The 21,225-nt window shown below is 39.6% G+C and carries 7 protein-coding genes; 1 reads left to right on the forward strand and 6 read right to left on the reverse strand.

Annotated elements, in window-relative coordinates; genetic code table 11:
* Positions 1–264: 264 nt before the first annotated feature.
* The 4 genes from ACUN24_RS01245 to ACUN24_RS01260 all read right to left on the reverse strand — a co-directional run bounded on the left by ACUN24_RS01245 (position 265) and on the right by ACUN24_RS01260 (position 15,965).
* Complete coding sequence (locus ACUN24_RS01245; RefSeq protein ID WP_445560900.1) at positions 265–2,265, reverse strand: OmpA family protein; 2,001 nt, start codon at positions 2,263–2,265, stop codon at positions 265–267.
* An 8-nt stretch (positions 2,266–2,273) separates the two neighbouring features.
* The gene (locus ACUN24_RS01250; protein ID WP_445560901.1) at positions 2,274–3,275 is read right to left on the reverse strand and encodes a PorP/SprF family type IX secretion system membrane protein; all 1,002 of its coding nucleotides are present in this window, start codon (positions 3,273–3,275) and stop codon (positions 2,274–2,276) included.
* Positions 3,276–3,312: 37 nt separating this feature from the next.
* The gene (locus ACUN24_RS01255) at positions 3,313–12,360 is read right to left on the reverse strand and encodes an Ig-like domain-containing protein (RefSeq protein WP_445565118.1); all 9,048 of its coding nucleotides are present in this window, start codon (positions 12,358–12,360) and stop codon (positions 3,313–3,315) included.
* Between the two features lie 149 nt (positions 12,361–12,509).
* The gene (locus tag ACUN24_RS01260; RefSeq protein ID WP_445560902.1) at positions 12,510–15,965 is read right to left on the reverse strand and encodes a putative Ig domain-containing protein; all 3,456 of its coding nucleotides are present in this window, start codon (positions 15,963–15,965) and stop codon (positions 12,510–12,512) included.
* A gap of 244 nt (positions 15,966–16,209) precedes the next feature.
* Between ACUN24_RS01260 and ACUN24_RS01265 the strand changes: the two genes are divergently transcribed.
* Positions 16,210–18,801, forward strand: coding sequence for a hypothetical protein (locus tag ACUN24_RS01265; protein ID WP_445560903.1), 2,592 nt, complete (start codon positions 16,210–16,212; stop codon positions 18,799–18,801).
* A 736-nt stretch (positions 18,802–19,537) separates the two neighbouring features.
* Here ACUN24_RS01265 and ACUN24_RS01270 read toward each other — a convergent pair.
* Positions 19,538–20,377 carry an OmpA/MotB family protein gene (locus ACUN24_RS01270; RefSeq protein WP_132403022.1) on the reverse strand — a complete coding sequence of 280 codons (840 nt, stop codon included), beginning with the start codon at positions 20,375–20,377 and terminating at the stop codon, positions 19,538–19,540.
* A gap of 125 nt (positions 20,378–20,502) precedes the next feature.
* Positions 20,503–21,165 (reverse strand): DUF2461 domain-containing protein, encoded by a 663-nt coding sequence (locus tag ACUN24_RS01275; protein WP_445560904.1) that lies wholly within the window; start codon positions 21,163–21,165, stop codon positions 20,503–20,505.
* Positions 21,166–21,225 lie beyond the last annotated feature (60 nt).

Below are 21,225 nucleotides of genomic sequence, written 5' to 3' on the forward strand. Positions count from 1 at the left end.
TAAAATGATAAGCGAAAATTACAAAGATTAATTTAAAAACAGATGATCAGTTTTCAGTTGGCAGTTTTCAGTTAACTGAAAATTGCCAACTGAAAACTATTTATGCGGTTATAAGGGATTTACACCCCCTCATTAACCAAGGATCTTTTTCATTAGTGGATTAAAAATCCACAGCACAATAGGTCGGGATTACAAATCCAACCAGCACAACAAAAAAAGCCATCTTCTTTTTAGGAAGACGGCTAGCAGAGATGTTAGTATATCTTATTTTTTAGTTACTTTAAATTCAGTTCTTCTGTTTTTTGCTCTTCCTTCAGGATTATCCTTTTTCTTGCGTTTTACTACGATTTCGTTTGGTGCAATTGGCATTGATTCTCCATAACCTTTAGAAGTCATTCTAGAGGCTGCAATTCCTTTACTTTCTAAATAATCTGTACAAGATTTTGCCCTTCTGTTTGATAGATCTAAGTTGTACTCATCTGTACCAATATTATCGGTATGAGCGCCTAGTTCGATTTCCATTTCAGGATTATCTTCCATAATCGGGATCAGGAAGTCTAATACTTTTTTAGAAGGCCCGGTAAGTTCGGCACTGTTAAATTCGTAATACACATTGTCCAAAGTCATTGGGATACCTAATTTGAAAGGACTTAAGCAATAATCTTTATCAATCAGGGTATCTGCCTTTGCCAGTTCTTCGTAAAGGTAGTTTTTAGTAATTGCGAAATAATTATCTTTTGCAAAAAGCAATTTGACCGGTCTTTTCGAATCTACTTTAAAACTGTAAATCCCATCGGTACCTGTAGTTATTTTCTGTGATCCTTCAGCATTGGTTAAAGTTACATTGGCACCTGCCAAAGGTAATTTAGTTTTACAATCGGTTAAAACACCTGAGATTGACAAATATTCTTTTTTTACTTCGAATATTTCCAAACAGCACGATGATTCGCGATCGGAACTGATATATCCAGCTGTTCCTTTATCATCGATTGCGGTAAAGTAAAGATCATCTTTTGATGAGTTGAACGGATAACCGAGGTTTTTAGGCTTAGACCAATTGACCAGATCGCCCTCTGACTCAAAAAAATCAAGGCCACCGAAACCAATGCGTCCGTCGGTACTAAATAATAACTTTTTGGTTAATGAATTGTAATACGGCGCACGTTCGTCATCTTCGGTATTAATGACTGGCCCAAAATTTACCGCCTGCCCTAATGAACCATCTTCCCGCATGGCACAATACCAAAGGTCGAATTTACCATAACCACCACTTCTATCAGATGAGAAAAGAAGGAATTTACCATCGCTGGTAACAAAAGGTTGTGCAGAATTAAAATCTTTACTGTTTACCTGTAAACCAACGGGTTGCGGATCTGCCCATTTATCACCTGTTTTTTTAGAAGAATAAATAGCATATTTTTCTTTATCCTTCCAGGCGGTAAAGTACATCGTATTTCCGTCAGGGGTAAAAGTAACCGCAGCAATTTCCATGTTTTTAGGAAAATTGATATCGATTTTTCTAACCGCTATATCAGACGAATTTAATTCGCCTTTAGCTGCGTAGATATTGTTGATGAATGGATTGGTTTTAGTTGATACCTGAATTTCTCCGGCATCTGTTTTAACCATATCTTTTTTACTCCCTACAGCAACCGGACGCGATGAAGTGAAATATAATTCATTATTGATTTTAACAGGTGCATAGTTAGATCCTAAACCATTTACATTGTCAGGCACTTTTTTAACCTGTATTATACGTGGAAAGCGCATTTCTTCGATTGCAAACTTACACGACTCAATTTCCTTTTGTGCTTCTTTAGCTAAAGCATCGCCAGGATTTTTCTCGATAAACTGTTGAAAAGCATCAATAGCCAGATTAAATTTTTTATTTGCTCTTAAACTTTCAGCATAATAATACAGCGCCTTTCTAAAACGTGTATTCGTAAATGTTATCGCTATAGCATAGTATTTTTCAGCCTCGTTAAATTCCCTATACAGTCTACTGGATTCTGCAAGGTTATAAATCGATCCTTCATAATCTTCTATCACTTTATCATTAGTCGCTGACTTTCTTTCTTTACCGTATGGTAAAATGGCCTGGGTACTATCGCCGGTAATTTTTAAGGCTTTTTTATAAAAGGTAGATGCCGCATAATAATCCTTATTTTCAAAATAAGTATCTGCAACTTTTTTATAATTTACCACATACTGTGCGTTTGCAAAACCGCCAAATGCCACTAACAAAAAGAGTAATATTTTTTTCATCTGAATAATTATAAACGTGGACAAAAGAAGTTTGGACCAATTAAACCGTTACGGCCAATAAGTGATATTGAAAGCTCTAACCCCCCGTTACTGTTTGATGCACGATTAAAGGAGGAGGTATTTACATCATAACTTAATCCGAACACCATATTCTTTAACTGTAAACCAACAAAAGCAATTGCAGCATCTTTATTACGGTAGTTACCACCAAATAAAATATTTGCTGATGGATTAACATTAAGCTGTGCATAAGCACCTAACGAAATTTCATTTGTATTTCCCTGATACATAAACAATGCGTTCGGCACAATATCCAATATTTCTGAAGCCTTGATCCGCGCACCACCATGTGCAGTAAAACGAACAGGGATGCGTGAATTTGAACCAGAGAAACGATCCATAGGCCGGGTTAAATGTGCGGCACTTGCGCCTAAAAAAACGTTTACGTTCTTATTCGGATCGCCATCAAAAAACATTATACCTGCGTTTACATCAGGAACCAAAGATGATTGAGATGAAAGTGTTTCGCCGCTCATCATACCACCATCATAACCTGAAATCGGATTAAACTGATTACCGAACCTGGCCTGAGAGAAATCGAAACTACGGTTAATTATACCAGCCTGTAAACCAAAACTCACCATCTGCAAACCTTCGGCACCAAACCTCAAACGGTACGAGCCGGATACCAGAGCAGATAGGTAGTTAAAGTCTAGCTCTCCAGCCCTTTGATTTAAAATGGTTGCACCAAATGCCAGGTTCTTTTTGGGAGCCATATCGAAAGATGCTCCACCTGTTAAAAAAGAACTGTTTAATGCACTCCATTGTTGTTTAAAGTTTACAGTTGCACGGTAATCGCCATCTATTACCCCTGTTAAAGCCGGATTAAGGTATAACGGATTTGCATAGTATTGCGAAAAATGCGGATCAGTTTGCGCAAAGGACTTAGCTGTACACAGCAGTAATCCTAGCACTGCAACATATATTTTTAAAGCCGATAGTATTTTCATGGTCTTTGATTTTATCTGTTTATTGTTAATCCTCTTATTATCTAATCAGCGTTACTGTACCTTTTCTCAATGATGTTGTACCATTGTTGAATGTAATATCAACCATGTACACGTAAACTCCGATCGGTTGATTTACACCTTTGAAAGTTCCATCCCATCCGTTTGCTACATTGTCTGATTGGAATATCAATTGACCCCACTGCGTGTAAATACTCATTTTCGCACTTGATATGGTATTACCGTAGATTAAGAATATGTCGTTTTTACCGTCGTTATTTGGTGTAAATGCATTTGGTATATAAACCTGATCTCCAAAAGGATTAGCTGCTTTGCCAGTTGCTGAACCGTTTTGACTGGTTTGACACTCGATTTGACCTTTAGCCCTTACCAGGATACTTACACTTTGATCTGGTTTCAGACCTGATACCAGGTAAGTTGTTCCTGTTGCCCCATTTGTTGGATTGATCCAGGTTAAACCATTGTCTAATGAAACCTGGTATGCTGTAGCACCTGCAACCGCAGCCCATGCAAACGTAACACTGTTTGATGTGGTAGTTTGTACAACCACTACTGGTTTATCTAATACCGGTAGTGCAGTTACTGTAACTCCTGTTCTTGTTGGACTTGCGCAGCCACCTGCTGCAATCGCTTCTACATAATAAATTGTAGTAGCACTTAAGTTTGGCGGCGTAAAAGTTACACCTTCTGCCAATACCGCTCCACCTGAGCTTGCAGCGTACCATCTGTAAACTAATCCTGTTACCGGGTTATTTACAGTTAATATAGTTGAGCTACCTGAGCAAAGTGTTCCATTTGCTGCTGTTACTGATGCTGGCGCAACTGGTACTGGTAGCGCAGTTACATTAACCGCTGCTCTGGATGATGATATACAAGTGCCATTTGCCCCTTCAACATAGTAAGTGATGTTTGCATTAACCGTAGGTGTTGTAAAGTTTACACCTGTTCCGGCTAACGTTCCACCTACTGATGCGGTGTACCAATTGTATGTTACACCTGCTTGAGGGTTTGTAACGGTTAATATAGCTGAGCTTCCTGTGCAAACACTAACCGATGTTGAAGCTACCGTTGGTACTATTGGTTTTGCGTTAACAGTAACTGTTACTTTAACACGGCCGCTATTGTTGTTACAACCTCCGGTTCCGATTGCTAAAATATAGTAATATGTTGTTGCAGCTAATGCTGTTACATTGAATGTTGTGCCAGTAAATAATAAATTACCACCAACCGCTGCATTGTACCATTCGTAAGTAACACCTGCCTGTGCATTGGTTACTGTTAAGGTTGCACCATCACCTGCGCAGATGCCTCCGTTTGGAGCAGATACCACAGGGTTGTTTGGCAATGCATTTACCGTAATGGCTACTGCCCTTGCTGTTGCTGCAGAACTTTCACACCTGTTATCGCCTTTAACGGTTACATAATAAGTTGTATTTGCAGTTAATACCGGGGTAGTAAATACCGGACCAGTAAACACGACTGTACTTAAAGTAGCATCGCTGTACCAGGTAAATACTGGGTTGGTAACCATTGTGCTTATTGCGGCTAATGTTGCTGTTGCATTTGCACACACCGATGTTGAACCGTTTACTGTAATATCTGTTGTAGTTGCAACAGGAGTAACTTTAATGGTTACAGCCACTGCATTAGCTGCAGTATTTTCACATTTATTGGTTCCTTTAACGGTTACATAATAAGTTTTAGTAGCTGTTAAAACTGGAGTGGTAAATATTGGCCCGGTAAAGGCCACGCTTGTTAACGAGGCATCGTTGTACCAGGTAAATACCGGGTTGGTTACTGTTGTCGAACTTGCATTGATTATTGCTGTACCCGATCCACATACGATTGCTGGAGTTGATAAGGTAATATCAGCAGCTGTTGCACCTGCATTTACCGTAACTGTAACTATTTTTGCATTTGCAGCAGAACTTTCACACCTGTTATCACCTTTTACAGCTAGGTAATATTTAGTGGTTGCCGTTAATACTGGAGTATTGAAAGTAGCCCCTGTAAATACCGGCGTTGTTAATGCCGCATCGCTGTACCAGGTAAATATCGGGTTGGTTATTGTTGTTGTGCTGGCTAATAAACTTGCTGATGAGCCTGCGCAGATGTTCGCATCAGCAGCGGTGATATCAGAAGCAGTAGCCACCGGACTAACAGTGATGGTAATTACCCTTGCAGTACCAGGTGCATTCTCACATTTATTGTCACCTTTTACGGTTACATAATAAGTTGTGGTAGTATTTAATGGCGGTGTAGTAAATGTTGCGCCAATGAAACTTATATTGGTTAAGGCGGCATCACTGTACCAGGTAAATACCGGGTTAGTTACTGTTGGCGATGTTGCACTTAATACAGCAGATGACCCTGCGCAAGCAGATGTGCTTCCATTAACAATAATATCAGTAGTGGTAGCCAATGGATTAACCTTTACGGTTACTGCTTTAGCATCAGCTGCAGCATTTTCGCATTTATTGGTTCCTTTAACACTTACATAATAAGTTGTATTAGCGGTTAAGCCGGTTACGGTAAAGGTTGGGCTAGTAAATACCATGCTGGTTAACGAAGCATCGCTGTACCAGGTAAACACTGGTTGCGTTACCGTGGTGCTCGAAGCCATTAACATTACGGCAGAACCCGAACAGATTTGGGCATTGCTCACTGCAATATCAGCAGCGGTAGCAAAATCCTTAACGGTTACGGTAACTACCTTAGCGTTGGCTGGTGAATTTTCACATTTGTTATCACCCTTAACAGTTACATAATAAGTAGTGCTAGCATTAAGTACAGGTGTAGTAAAGCTAGCACCTACATAAGCTACTGTAGTTAAAGCAGCATTGCTGTACCAGGTAAATACAGGATTGATTACGGTTGTTGTTGAAGCAGACAGTGCAGCTGTAGCCCCTTTACAGATCGAGGTAATTCCGTTAATGGCAAGGTCTGAATCAGTGGCCGCAGGATTAACCGTAATGGTAATCGATTTTGCAGTAGCTGCTGTATTCTCACATTTATTATCACCTTTAACCGTTACATAATAAGTGGTGTTTGCCGTAAGTACTGGAGTAATGAAGTTAGCACCTGTAAATGCAACGGTAGTTAAAGCGGCATCGCTATACCAGGTAAATATCGGGTTGATTACTGTTGTGCTTGTTGCGTTTAAAGTAACTGAAGCGCCACCGCAAATGGTGCTCATTCCAGCTAAGTTTATATCAGCTAGAGTGGCAACAGGGTTTACTGTTATCGTAACCTCTTTTGCATTACCAGCTGTATTTGCACATTTATTTGTTCCACTAACAGTAACATAATATTTGGTGGTAACACTAATGGCTGGTGTATTAAATACTGCACCTACAAAAGCTACCTGGGTTAAAGCAGCATCGCTATACCAGGTAAAAACCGGATTGGTTACTGTTGTACTGGCTGCAGTAAGTACTGCTGTTCCAGAAGCACACAACGATGTTGTTCCGGTTACTGTTACATCGGCAGCAACGGCTGATGGATTAACAGTAATAGAAATTTTGGTACGTGTTGAGCTTGAACAACCTGTTCCACTTACAGCTTCAACATAATAATCGTAGGTTCCTGCAGTAAGTGTTGTTGGCGTGTTAAAGCTGCTGTTGTTGGTTACCAACATGTTTCCACCTGTAGCCGCATCGTACCAGTTGTAAGTAATACCTGCAACTGCCTGTACACTCAAAGTAGCAGATGTACCTATACAAGTAATAACTGGATTGGAAGTCGACGGAACGGGCGCAACTGCCGGAGGTAATACGGTTACCGTTACCTTGGTTCCCGGAGTCTCACAACCATTAGCAGTTGCGGTTACTGAATAAGTATAAGTTCCGGCAGTTAAGGACGGATCTGTTGTGAAAGTTGTTCCATCTTTTCCTGCCTGATAAGATGTTCCTAAGTACCATTTATACACGACACCTGCTTGTGGGTTCTGCACACTTAATGTAGTGGATGAACCTTGACAAGCACTTGCCGTAGCAGCATTAACTGTTGGCGTGGTGATTACACGCTGCGCATAATCTAAATTAACAGATGTTAATGCCCCTACCAAACCAGAACTTAATCTCAGTTCTGCTCCATCAAATTTGCTGGTTGGAACGAAAGTTAATATTGCAGATGTACCGCCAGATAATAATTTTAAGCTAATTAATGGGTTAGCAATAGAAACCGCATCGTTATTGCTGGTTGTACCCTGGAAAGTAGTTACGGTTAAGTTATTTAATACTCCTGCCGAAAGTAATGTACCTGGAGTGGTAATTTTCACCCTTAAGGTATCCCCTACATTTGACAAACCTGTAAAACCAACCTGGTGATAAACAGATGCGCCAAGTAATCCTACCGGAATAACCAGGCTAGATCCTGTATTGATATTGTTATCAACCGCAAAAGCAGGGTTGAAAACTCCAGCCAATACGGCTACCCCAGTTACGCCACTTGCAATTGTAGTTGTAGCCGTTCCACAAGGAGTAGTTACCGGGTTACCGTTAGGAATTACAGTAACGGTTACAGTAGCCCTGCTGGTTGCAGTACAGCCTCCAGGTATGGTTGCCTCAACATAATAAGTTGTTGTGGTGCTTAATTGAGGAGTTACATAAGTTTCGCCGGTATATACCGGAACTGTTCCGTTTGCAGTAGTGTACCAGTTAATAGTTGCACCAGCTGTACCCGAAGTTGCTTTTAATACGGCAACAGCACCTTCACTAATGGTGATTGATGGCGGTGTAATTACCGGAATATCAATGGTTCCAAGCACAATTTTACCCTCAGTTCTTGCCGATGAAGTACCGCAGCTGTTTACTGCAGCTACAAAGTAACTTCTGTCAGCCGTAATTAATGGTGTGGTAAAGTTATCACCAGTAAATAATACTGCTGTTGAGGTTGCTGTATCGTACCAGTTATAAGTTGTACCTGCAACCGGATCTTTAACCTGAAAGGTAACAGATGTATTAGGGCAGGTATTAACCGATGCCGAAAGTAGATCAGGCGTTACCGGAGCAGGGTTTGTAGTAACATTTACTACTGTTTTATAGCTTACACAACCCGTTGCAGAAACTGCAGCTACATAGAATTTAGTATCGCCTGTTAAAACAGGAGTAGTAAAGATAACACCGTCTTTACCGCTCAGGTAAGTACCAGTAGCATCGTACCACCTGTAGGTTAAACCTGCTGATGGATTATTCACCTGCAATTGAGCAGTTGAGCCCACACAAGCGGTTACATTAGCAGCCGTAACTGTTGGCGCAACCAAAATGCGTTGTGCGTAATTTAAGTTGATTGAAGTTAATGCACCCAATACACCTGAGTTCAATCTTACTTCTACTCCATCAAAAACATTAGTTGGAACAAAAGTGATTAAGGCCTGTGTATTACCGCTCAATAACTGAACATTTAATAAGTTATTGTTTAACAATCTCGAATCACCATTGCTATTGGTTCCAACATAAGTAGTAATTGAAGCGTTCCCTAATAACGACAGTGATAATAGTTTTCCTGGAGATGATACCAATACACGTACGGTATCACCTAAAGTAGATAGTGATCCAAAACCAACTCTTTGATAAACTGATGCCCCAAGCGCTCCAACTGGCATCACTAATGAAGATGCAGTCTGGGTATCATTATCAATAGCTAAAGCTGGGTTAAACACACCTGATAATAAGGCTACACCAGTAACACCACCAACCTGTGTGATTGCTGCCTCGCAAGGAACCGGATTTGGCGATCCGTTACCATCAACGGTAATGGTCACCTGTACGCGGCTTGCCGAAGTACAACCATTGGTAGAAACCGATTCTACATAATAAGTTGTGGTAGCCAACAGCGGCGGTGTAACATAAGTAGCACCTAAATAAACAGGTATAGTTGAAGTATTAGAAGTATACCAATTGAAAGTATTGGTTGGATCTGCAGAACTAGCCATTAAAATTGCAGTTTGCCCTGCACCCACTGTTGATGAATTGGCAGTTACTACAGGTAACACCGGACGAGGATTAACAGATACCGCAGCTGCTGCACGTGCAGCACTTGTACAGTTACCCTGCGATGCTTCTACATAATAGGTAGTTGCAGCTGCCAGTACCGGAGTTTGGAATACAGCGCCGGTAAACAATAAGTTGCCTGCTATTGCAGCATCGTACCATTTGTAAGTTATTGCCGGATCAGGGTTAGCAACTGATAAAGTTGCTGATAATCCCTCACACACATTAGCAATTGTTGCCAATACTGGTGTTGGTAGTGCTGGTGTAACGGTTACAGTTACCGGAACTCTGGTCACATTTGCACAGGTTCCTTTGCTTACCTGAATATAATAAGTTTTAGTAGCGGTTAAAGCTGGTGTAGTAAATGTTTCGCCGGTAGCCAATTGTGTACCACCAGTAGCCGCATCGTACCAGGCTAAAGTTGTACCACCGTTTGCTGTTGCTGTTAATGTTGCTGTACCTCCGGCACAAATCGTTTGTGCACCTGCTGTTACGGTTGGGTTAGGATAAATTACAGTAGCACCATAAATATCTAAACTGGTTAATGCTGATACTAATGCACCAAAGCTTACTTGTACCCTATCATAAACACCTCCGGCTAAAATGGTAGCTGCGAAACGAGAACCTGAAAGTAATTGGAGATTTAATAATGATGAACTTAACTGAACTGATCTAACCACTGTTGATCCGTTCAATACGTTTACAGTAACATTCCCCAGTGCAGTTAAATCTAATAAACCACCTGGTAAAGCTAAATCTAAACGGATGCTATCAGTTGCTGTTCCGGCGTTAGGGAAAATTAATTGTTGGTAACCTGATGCACCAACACCTACTGATAACGATATTCGGGTAAAGTTAGATGGATCTGCATCAGTAGAATTTCCGGCTCCGGTTATTCCGCACAATAAACAAATTCCGTTTATACCTGTGTTTTGCGAATTAGCGGCATTACATGCGGTTCCACCACCGTTATTTAATACAGTAACAGTTACTGGTACGCGGCTTGCACTTTTACAACCGCTGGCATTTGTAGTTTCTACATAATAAGTAGTAGTAGCCGATAATGTTGGGGTAGTAAATGAAGTACCAGCACCTACCTGTGTTCCACCTGTAGCAACATCGTACCATTGGATGGTATTTCCAGCATCAGCTGTTGCCAATAAGGTAGTAGACTGACCCGCATTAATTACCTGATTATTGGTAGTAACCGTTGCTAAAGTTGCAGGTGGGTTAACAGAAACGTTAACTGCAGTTCTAGCACTTACCGCAGTTCCTGATACTGCCTCAACATAAAATACGGTTGGGGCAGCTACTGCAGGTGTTACAAAAACACCAGTATTATTGGTAACCAATGGTGTACTTCCGGTAGAAGCATACCAGTTATAGGTTACACCAGCTTGCAAATTGCTTACGCTTAATGTAGCCGGACTTCCAGCACAAACAGTTACTGCAGCAACTACTGGCGCATTAACTGTTACAGTTAAGTTATAAGCTGTTGTTGCTTTGTTTCCGTTTGCATCTGTTGCAGTTAAAGAAATTGAAAAGGTTCCACCTAAAGTTGGTGTTCCTGTAATTTCTCTTGTTGTGGTATTAAAACTTAATCCCGGAGGAAGGTTTGTAGCTAAATAAGTATATGGGCCAACGCCACCGGTTACCGCTGGTAAAGTTTGTGTTGGGTAAGGTGTACCTACAATACCATTTGGTAAAGTAGCACCTGGTAATGATAATACACCTATTACTTTAAGTGCATAAGTATTATTTGCGGTTCTGCCTTCACTATCTGTAGCGGTAACACTGATTGAATAATTTCCTGCCTGCGTAGGTGTTCCAGAAACTGCTCTAGTTGTTGGATTAAAAATTAAGCCTGGAGGAAGATTGCTTGCTACATAAGTATATGGGCCAACGCCACCGGTTGCCGATGGTAAGGTTTGCGTGGCATAAACTGTTCCTTCTGTTCCATCAGGCAAAGTTGCTGCCGGTAACAATAAAGGATCAACCACTACAATTGTATAGTTATTGGTTGCTGTTTTTCCATCAGCATCGGTAACCGTTACCGGTACGGTGAAAGTCCCGGATTGTGTAGGTGTTCCGGTAATCTCTCTTGTTGCAGGGTTAAAAGTTAATCCCGGAGGAATACCAGTTGCAGTATAAGTATAAGGTGTCGAACCACCTGTTGCAGATGGAATAGTTTGGGTAGGATAAACTGTGCCAGTAGTTCCATTAGCTAAAGTTGCCGCTGGTAAAACCAAAGGATCAGTTACCTTAAGCGTATAGTTAGCGGTAATGGTATTGCCATTGGCATCAGTAACCGTAACCGGTATAGTATAGGTTCCAATCTGTGTTGGTGTACCTGTAATTTCTCTTATTGCCGGATTAAAAGTTAATCCTGGAGGAACACCAGTAGCCGAATAAGTGTAAGGGCCTGTTCCACCTGTTGCAGCCGGAATTCCGTTAGTAGTGTAAGCTGTGCCTGTTACACCGTTAGGCAATGCTCCAGGAGCTAAAGCTAAGGCTGGTGTTACTGTTAAAGTGAAAGTTGAGGTTGTGCTACAACCTTTTGTATCGGTTGCTAGAACATCGAATGTTGGGTTACCGGTTGCAGTTGGCGTTCCACTTACCAAACCGTCTGGCGATAAAGCTAAACCAGCTGGCAAAGCACTGCCGGCAGCTAATGAGTAAGTATAACCTGGTGTTCCGCCAGAAGCTGCCGGAAGTTGCTTACTGTATGGAGAGGCAATTGTTGCATTGGTTAAAGTTGTACCTGCAAATACAATTGCCGGATTAACAGTAATAACCACCGGAACCCTTGTTGTATTTGAACATGTTCCTTTGCTTACCTGCACATAATAGGTAGTAGTTGCGGTTAAAGCCGGAGAAGTGAAGTTTGCTCCAGTTCCCACTTGGTTTCCGCCTGTCGGCGCATCAAACCAAGCTAAAGTTGTACCCCCATTTGCAGTTGCACTTAATGTTGCAGTGCTGCCTGAACAGATGGATTGTGCACCACCTATAAATGTTGGGTTAGGATAAACTATCGTTGCGCCATAAATATCTAAGCTGGTTAAAGCAGAAACCAGTGCACCAAAGCTTACCTGAACCCTATCATAAGTACCACCAGCTAAAACAGTTGCTGCAAAACGATTGCCTGATAAAAGTTGAAGACTTAATAATGCACCATTTAATTGTACTGTTCTTACAACCGTATTACCATTTAATACTGTAACGGTTACATTATTAAAAGACCGACATCGGCTAAACCAGTTGGTAAAGCCAGGTCTAAACGGATGCTATCTGTAGCAACGCCTGTAGATGGGAAAATTAATTGTTGGTAGCCTGTTGCTGTAACACCTACAGCAAGAGAAATTCTGGTGAAGTTGTTTGTATTAGCATCAGTAGAGTTACCTGCGCCATTTATAGCGCATAATAAACAGATACCATTAATGCCAGTATTCTGACTGTTTGCTGCATTACAAGCTGTTGCGCCGCCACCGTTAATTACAGTTACAGTTACCGGAACGCGGCTTGCACTTTTACAGCCATTGCTGCTTGTGGTTTCTATATAATAAGTTTTGGTTGCAGTTAAAGCTGGTGTAGTAAACGAAGTTCCTGTTCCAACCTGCGCTCCTGCTGATGGAGCATCAAACCAGGCAATGGTGTTTCCAGCATCAGCAATAGCGGTTAAAGTTGTAGTTTGTCCGGCGTTGATTACCTGGTTATTAGTCGTAACTGTGGCTAAAGTTGCCGGTGGATTAACTGAAACCGTAACCGATGCCCTCGAACTGATTGCTGTTCCGGAAACGGCTTCTACATAAAATACAGTTGCTGAACTTACTGCAGGCGTTACAAAAGTACCGTTATTGCCAGTTACTAATGGCGTACTTCCTGTTGAGGCGTACCAGTTATAAGTTACACCAGCCTGTAGGTTGCTTACCGTTAAAGTAGCAGTGCTTCCGGTACATACTGTAGCTGAAGCCACAACCGGCGCATTTACCGTTACGGTTATGGCATAAGTCGTTGTTGCTTTATTATTGTTAGCATCTGTAGCGGTTAAAGCAACATTATAAGTACCACCTTGTGTGGGTGTTCCGGTAATTTCTCTTGTAGTTGTATTAAATGACAATCCTGGAGGGAGGTTTGTTGCTGCATATGTATATGGAGACGTTCCACCTGTTACAGCCGGTAATGTTTGCGGTAAGTAAGAGGAACCAACAATACCGTTAGGTAATGTTTTTGTTGGTAAAATTAAGGTACCATTTACTTTAATTGGATAAGTGTTACTTGCTGTTTTACCTTGGCTATCAGTAACTGTAACACCAATTACATAATTACCTGCCTGGGTTGGAGTACCAGTAACCTCTCTTGTAGCTGGATTAAACGATAATCCAGCAGGAAGATTAGCACCTACATAAGTATAAGGACCAACACCACCAGTAGCAGCCGGTAAAGTTTGTGTAGTATAAACTGCTCCTTCTGTTCCATCTGGCAAAGTTGCAGCTGGCAAAAGCAATGGGTTATTGATGTTAATGGTATAATTGGTTGTTACCATTTTTCCATCAGCATCTGTTACTGTAACAGGCACTGTATAAGTACCGATAGCTGTTGGCGTACCGGTAATGGCTCTGGTTGATGGATTAAAAGTTAAACCTGGAGGAAGACCTGTTGCCGAATAAGTATAAGGCGTAGTTCCACCGGTTGCACTTGGAATAATTTGCGTAGTATAAACTGTTCCTGTAGTGCCATCAGCTAATGTCGCTGCAGGTAACAATAAAGGATCAGTAATTTTTACGGTGTAATTCGAAGTAATGGTATTACCGTTTGCATCAACAACCGTAACTGGTATCGTATATATTCCAGGTTGGGTTGGTGTGCCGGTAATTTCTCTTGTTGTTGGATTAAAGCTTAAGCCAGGAGGAACACCTGTTGCAGTATAGGTATACGGCCCTGTTCCACCAGTAGCAACCGGTATAGTCTGTGTTGGATAAACAGTTCCGGTTAAACCATCAGGCAATGCGCCTGGTGTAAGTACCAATGCTGCGGTAACCGTTAAACTATAAATTGCAGTTGCTTTACAGCCTTTGGCATCAGTTGCAACTACAGAAAAAGTGTAGGTATTGGCTACAGTTGGTGTTCCTGTAATTGCTCCGGCTGATGACAAACTTAAGCCTGCAGGCAATGTACTTCCTGCAGCCAGGGCATAAGTATAACCTGCTGTTCCACCTGTAGCTACATCTAATTGTTTAGTATAGGCAAAACCTGGAGTGGCATTTATTAATGTTGACCCATTAAAAATAATTTGTGGATTTACTGTAATTACAACAGGTATTCTTGCCGATTCAGCAGTACAGCCTACTCTTCTGGCAGCAACATAATAAGTTTTAGTAGCTATTAATGCTGGTGTTGTAAAGGTTCCATTAAAAGCAACTGTTTGTAATGCTGTTCCTCCTTCTATTGCTTCATACCATCTTAATTCGTTGGTGTTTGGAGTAGTAGCATTTAAAGCTACTGCGGTATTATAACATGCAGCAATTGCTGTACTTGCTGGAGTTGGCCTGCCCGCAGAGCGAATTACACCATAAACGTTGATGGTTTGTGTAAGGTTTAGCGCAACTACAGATCCGAGTGTAACCTTCACCCTGTCGTACACTACATTTGCACCGGGAGAAAAAGGTATCGATACTGGTTGCCCACTATTCAGTAAACCTAATAAGTCTAGATTTAATAAACTTGACGCTGAACCAGTGTAAACCTGGGTACCGCCATTATATGCGGTTATAGAAATGTTTTGTAAAAGCCCTGCTGTTAATAATGCAGGGGAAGCGCTAAGTCGCAGGTTAATATCATCACCAGGATTTGATGCTGTTGCAAAATAGAAATTTTGGCTAATGGATGATCCCACGCCAAGTACCCCTAAACTAAGTTCAGAAAAATTATTTGGATCTGAATCTATTGCCCTTTCACTATTTGTTACACCAGAACTGCCCAGCTGTAAGGCATCAAGTGTAATCCCTGTTCCTTCGTATCCAGTAGTAAATGCCTGTGCACAAGGATCAGTGCCTGAAGTATAAAAAGAATAATAAACCTTGGTATGATTAGCAACTGAAACCAAAAGTGCATTGGTTACATCTTTTACAAATACCCTATCATAAGCCTGTGTAGGGGTTATTGCGATATAAAAGAAACCATTTGCATCTTTTACCAAACGCAGATTATCTGAAGAAAATCCATCAATACTGTTACCGCCATTTGGGGGAACTGCAGAGGCACCGTTTCTGGCTCCCACCTGGAATGAATGGTTTCCAAGAACTACAGTTCCGCCTACATTAGCCAGCAAGGCACCCAAACTCCCTCCTAATAACCTGTCCAGTACATCTCCATCAAAATCTATCCTGATATAAGATGTCATTCCCGCAGCTACAGCAGCCGGATATTTTAATTCCAGTTCGCCACTATAAGAGCCAATACCAACAGCAATTCCACCATACGAATTAACCGAAGCAAAAGTGTTGTCGTTTAAAGTTGCATTTAATGCATTATCTACTCTGCTCTGAGCAGATACAGTATTTGCAAAAATTTTAGTTTGCGCATACGATTTGGCAGAAAAGAGCGTTAATAGAACGATGACTGCAACAAAAGTATTGCGGATTATCCCTATTCGGGATGAGAAAGTACGGGTTTTCATCATGTCAGGCGTTATTTTGGAAGACTTACTATGTATTAATGCTACAGTTTGGTAATGTTTTTCAAGGGGCATTATATTATTATGACAAATCTAAATCTAGAATAGGTACCTATCTTATCCATTACTATTCATTTTAATCCTATTACATTTCATTCATTTTATTCATACAGGTCTTTCTTAACGAATAGATTTCTTCAATTGTGAAATTATGATGACATTAGCAGTAAGTCATCCCATCTGTTAATTAATGAACGCTAACGACCTCCTTATCGAACTCCGGAAGTTTGTCCTTTTAAAATCTGGTTTGAGAAATATCGACCCGGGTCATTGTAAGATTATTTCTGAATATGTATATCAGGAAACCAAAAACTACGTAAGTGAAACGACGATCAAACGATTCTTTGGCTTTGCGAACACATTACATAAATTCTCCTTATTTACTTTAAATAGCCTTTCGCAATATGTAGGTTATAACGATTGGGACTCATTTTGTACGGATAAGAAAAATCAAACTACCTCTGTTCAAAGTATCTGGCAGGATTTAAAACTAAAAGCACATGCCCTTACAGAGGTATCGTTAATTGCTAAAAAAAATAATTCAGGCGTTCCATTTAATTCAACTGCGAACAGAAGTTTTTTTTATCCCGACTTTGATTATTTCTTAAAAAACAATTACCAGTTTACAACCGTAAGTGCCCAACCGGGTCAAGGGAAATCGATACTGCTCGCACACATGGTAGAGTATTTTTTCTTCTCAGAAAATGCCCTTTATAAAAACGATATTGTTTTATTAATTAACTCTGCAAGTCTTAATACCATTATCCAAAATGGAGATACTTTAAAAGAGTGGTTTTTAAAAGAATTTAAATTTGGAAGCCTTAGCGAGTTGATCAGTTTTTTTAAAAAAAATCCTGAAAAGAGAGAAGGCCGTTTTATTATTATTGTTGACGGTATTGACGGACACTTAGCTAAAGGTGATTATTTTAAAGCATTTATCGACTTCTTATATAGTATAGAAGAGAATAATTTTGTTAAGATCATATTTGGATTGCGAACTGATAGCTGGATTAATCTTCAGCCTGCTATTCATGGTTCTGCATCTTTAACCAAAGCCTGGTATATGGGCTTATTTTATGATGAGGACACATTAAGTAATGTACCACCGTTAAATGTTGAGGAGGTACTCTACACCTTAAGCCATATAGAAAATAGAATTATCAGCCAGGCAGACGTAAGTTTGCCCCTTTTAACCCAATTTAAAACACCATTCTGGCTACAGGTGTATTTCAAACTCAAGGATGAGCAACAGCACCTTGAACTGAATAACCCCTTGTTATGTTATGAATTAATTAGTTATTTTTTAGAGAGGCGCGTATTTATGGCAAAAAAAAGTACCAAAAAAATATTTCTCCTCAAAAAAATAAGTGATTGCATTTCAGAAGGAAATAAGAAATTAAGGGTTTCTAAAGAAAAAATCCTGAACTACATCAATTGTTATCCCGATGCATACGAAGAACTTTTAAATGATGGGATTATCATCCAGGAAAAAAGGTTAAGTACAACTATTCCTACAGAAATTGTCCGCTTTTTAAACGACGATATTTATACCTATTTTCTATTTATACAGATTACCGATAAATTTGAATATAAACCAAGTAAACCATTTTTCGAACACATATTAAGCAATTTCCCAGGTCAGAATTCCCAAAGAGATCATATCCTTAACTGGTCGATCAGGTTCGCTATCAACCGTAACGAAATAGCTGCTTTAAAAAACATTTTCAGGCTGCCATTTTCAAACCGCGAAAAAAATAGTGCTTTTGATTTTATTTGCTACGTATCGAAATATGAGCTTAGCAAACCCAATTCTAACTTCAATAAGTTGAGCATTGGTATCGATTTTATCGACCTTATGGCTACAGGGCGAACCATGGGCAACCTGTACAAGGAAACCATCAAAACCATATCTGAAAACGTACTGAATGAAGACATACAGATTATGCTGCATGTAATAGAATGCAACGTTAATCTCATTGATGTAGATAAAGTAGCTCTAGCCAATACCATGCAGGTATTGAAGAGAAATTATAAAAGATTAAACGAACTGTTTCCGATTAACCCTTACGATTTAATCCTTTATTTTTATAATCACCTGATTAATAAGCCTAACGAAAGCAAAAGCCTCGAAGATAAAATTATAAAACTTTGCCACGAGATAGATCAAAGTAAACCAAAAAGAAACGAAGAGATCACCTCTGCCGAAATACTCTCTTACAGATTGGCATTGATTGTCTTATTTTCTCAGAAAAATTATGCAGAATGCCACCGTTTTATTATGGCCATACTGAGTAAATATCCTAATATTTTTTACGTAAGATATTCGGTATTTTCTCCTTTTTTATTGCTTCATTTAGGTCAAACCTACATCAAACTCAACTACTTTAAAAAAGCGCAGCGCATTATGCAATTCGTAAATAAAATCATCAGCAGCGATTATACCTATTATACAAATTTTATATTGGCCTGCTTTAATGCTTTTAAAGCCAGCTTTTACAATGCCACGCATCATTATGAAAAAGCACTTACAGAAACTAATATTGGCTTGGGTATTACCCGAAAGAATAATTTTAAGACGTTAGAAATAACCTTATTATTAAGTAAGATCGATACCCTGAAACATACTGAAGAATCGGAAGAAGTATCAAGTGTTATTAAAGAACTGCTAAACTTTTTAACAGCTCACAAACTCTCTATGCCTGATTATTCTAACCTTAGCAGTCATGAGTTCGAACATACCTTTAAGATTTTAAAATCTTATCGTAAGTACCAAAGCCTGTAAAGAGGTGTTATTTTTAAAGCCAATTCTGTGTTGTTTCATGTTGAGCTCAGCTTGCATTGAGTTTGATGAAGAATCCAAACGTATTGCCGGGAATATTAATTTTGTTCTTCCGCAGGCTTAGGATATAAAATCAAACGCTTTCTCAGATTTGGAGCGCAAGGCCTGTACAAAACACTAAATTTCTTCCCGTTTTTCGCTTTTACGCTTCCTCGTACCTCGTTGCTGCAGGGTAAACGCTTCAACCTGGGCTAAAGGGGCTAATACAGTTTTTCATTTTTGAGGCTTAGGGTGTACAAACCCTTGTGCCTAAACCCGACAGCAACGAAAATACTTTTTGTTGCAGCAACCCTGAATCTGCTGTCATGCTGAGGTACGAAGCATCTGTAACCTATGAACAGATGCTTCGTACCTCAGCATGACAGCGGCACAAAAAGATTGAAGTGAATGGCGGGACTGCAAAATGCCAGGAACTGCTGTACCTTCATTTCCTGATCATAAAAACATGATTATTCTAATAGCCTGAGTTCGATAATTATTTGCTGAAAATTATATCTTATTTACGCCTAATCCCGCTTTATCGTCCTGCTGAATTTATTTCAGCATCTTTTTAGCGTGAAAGACCCTGAAATAAATTCAGGGTGACGACCGCTTTAACAGAAAACGTGATTAAAATGACACAAAATGAGATTTAATAATCGAACTCAGGTTAATAGGTTCTTATTTAATTATTATTATCTTATTTAATCAAATTATAAAGTTCATCCAGTTTTGGAGAAAGCACAATCTCTATCCTTCTGTTTTTGCTTCTTCCATCAGCATTTGCATTTGTACCCAGGGGTTGAAATTCACCTTTGCCAGTAGCCGTCATCCTTACACTTTCTACTTTTTCGTTCTCTGTTAAATAACGCACAACAGAAGTAGCCCTCAACACACTTAAATCCCAGTTGTCTTTAATCTGCCCCAGATTATTTATTTTCTGATTATCGGTATGACCCTCAACTGCAATGTTAATTTCAGGCTGCTGTTTTAATACATTGGCCAATTGCGTTAAAGCTTGTTTACCCTTTTCATCAATGATGATACTTCCTGAAGGGAATAAGAGTTTATCGGTTAACGAAACATATACCTTCCCATTTTTAATTTCAACAGTTAAACCACTTTTGGTAAAGCCCAATAAGGCCTGCTGTAGTTTCTCTTTGAGTGAGTTGGTCGCTTCATCACGTTTGCGCAGCACCTCTTCCACTTCTTTTAAACGTTTCTCACGGGCAGCTAAATCGCCAGATAGCTTGGTGATCTCACTTGAAGAATTATTTTTAAGTTTTTTATAGTTCGCATCAACGGTGTTGTAATTACTTTGCAAATCGCGAAGCTCTTCAGCCATTAATGTAGTATCCTTTTTCAATTTTGCTACTTCTTTTTCAAGGTTTTCAATTTTAATTAAACCTTCATTAAATGCGGTATAAAGTGAATCTTTGGTTCCCAATAAAGCTTTATACTTTTTTGGAGATAATACAACACAAGAAGTTAAGGAAGAAAAAAAGAGGAGAACGGCAAAGGCAAAAAAGGTATTTTTCATGTTTAAAGTTTCAAGGGTTTAGTATTCAGTAGTAAGTATTTAGTAGCAAGTATCAAGAAGGTATTATGTTTGGAAATTGATCATTGCTAATTGGTTATTCTTAATTGGTCATTGATATTTCTTGGTTATTGTTCTATAGCATTTCGTAAAAATGCAACTAATGGCTGTACTGTTTTAAAAGAACTTATCAACTTATTAACGAGGTTCGGTTTTAAAAATTCTTCATCATCGATTTTTGTGGTGGCCTCGAAGCTTTTCAGCTTTAAAAATTCGATGTTTGGATCTGCAGGATCATAGCCTTTCGGTGCATTTTTAAGGGCATTATCCACACCTAGTTTAAAGTTTTTCTTAAAATCCTTGCCGTTGATAATTTCTTTAAAATCGCCAATATTATAATCAATCTCCTGTCTGATCAATTTTAAATGCGATGCTTCAGGCATCCAGTATCCACCGGCAATAAAGCTTTTTCCTGGCTGGATGTGCAGGTAATAACCCGGTTCGTTCCCTCCTTTGCTTTTGGCCGAAAACCAGATACCGAAATTATTTTTATAGGGATCTTTATTTTTACTGAAACGCACATCGCGGTAAATGCGCAAAAGGCTTTTTTTAGGATCAGCCTCTGCCGAAAGTAATGGATCTACCTTAGCCAGTTCGGGGATTAATTTTGCTATAAGTTCGAGTACATCAGCTTTTGCAATTTCATAAACATCTTTATTGGCAGCAAACCACTCGCGGTTGTTGTTTTCAGCAACCTCTTTTATAAAGTTTAGGGTTTCTTTTTTTAACATTGCTAAAAATTGAAAGATTATATTTAAAAATGGTTGATCGTTCAAGGTTAATAGGCTAAA

Source organism: Pedobacter sp. WC2501, assembly GCF_052682415.1.

Bases quoted from the DNA above. Each gene is read 5' to 3' on its own strand.
- ACUN24_RS01245 (WP_445560900.1), bottom strand. From the start codon at position 2,265: ATGAAAAAAATATTACTCTTTTTGTTAGTGGCATTTGGCGGTTTTGCA.
- ACUN24_RS01250 (WP_445560901.1), bottom strand. From the start codon at position 3,275: ATGAAAATACTATCGGCTTTAAAAATATATGTTGCAGTGCTAGGATTA.
- ACUN24_RS01260 (WP_445560902.1), bottom strand. From the start codon at position 15,965: ATGATGAAAACCCGTACTTTCTCATCCCGAATAGGGATAATCCGCAAT.
- ACUN24_RS01265 (WP_445560903.1), top strand. From the start codon at position 16,210: ATGAACGCTAACGACCTCCTTATCGAACTCCGGAAGTTTGTCCTTTTA.
- ACUN24_RS01270 (WP_132403022.1), bottom strand. From the start codon at position 20,377: ATGAAAAATACCTTTTTTGCCTTTGCCGTTCTCCTCTTTTTTTCTTCC.
- ACUN24_RS01275 (WP_445560904.1), bottom strand. From the start codon at position 21,165: ATGTTAAAAAAAGAAACCCTAAACTTTATAAAAGAGGTTGCTGAAAAC.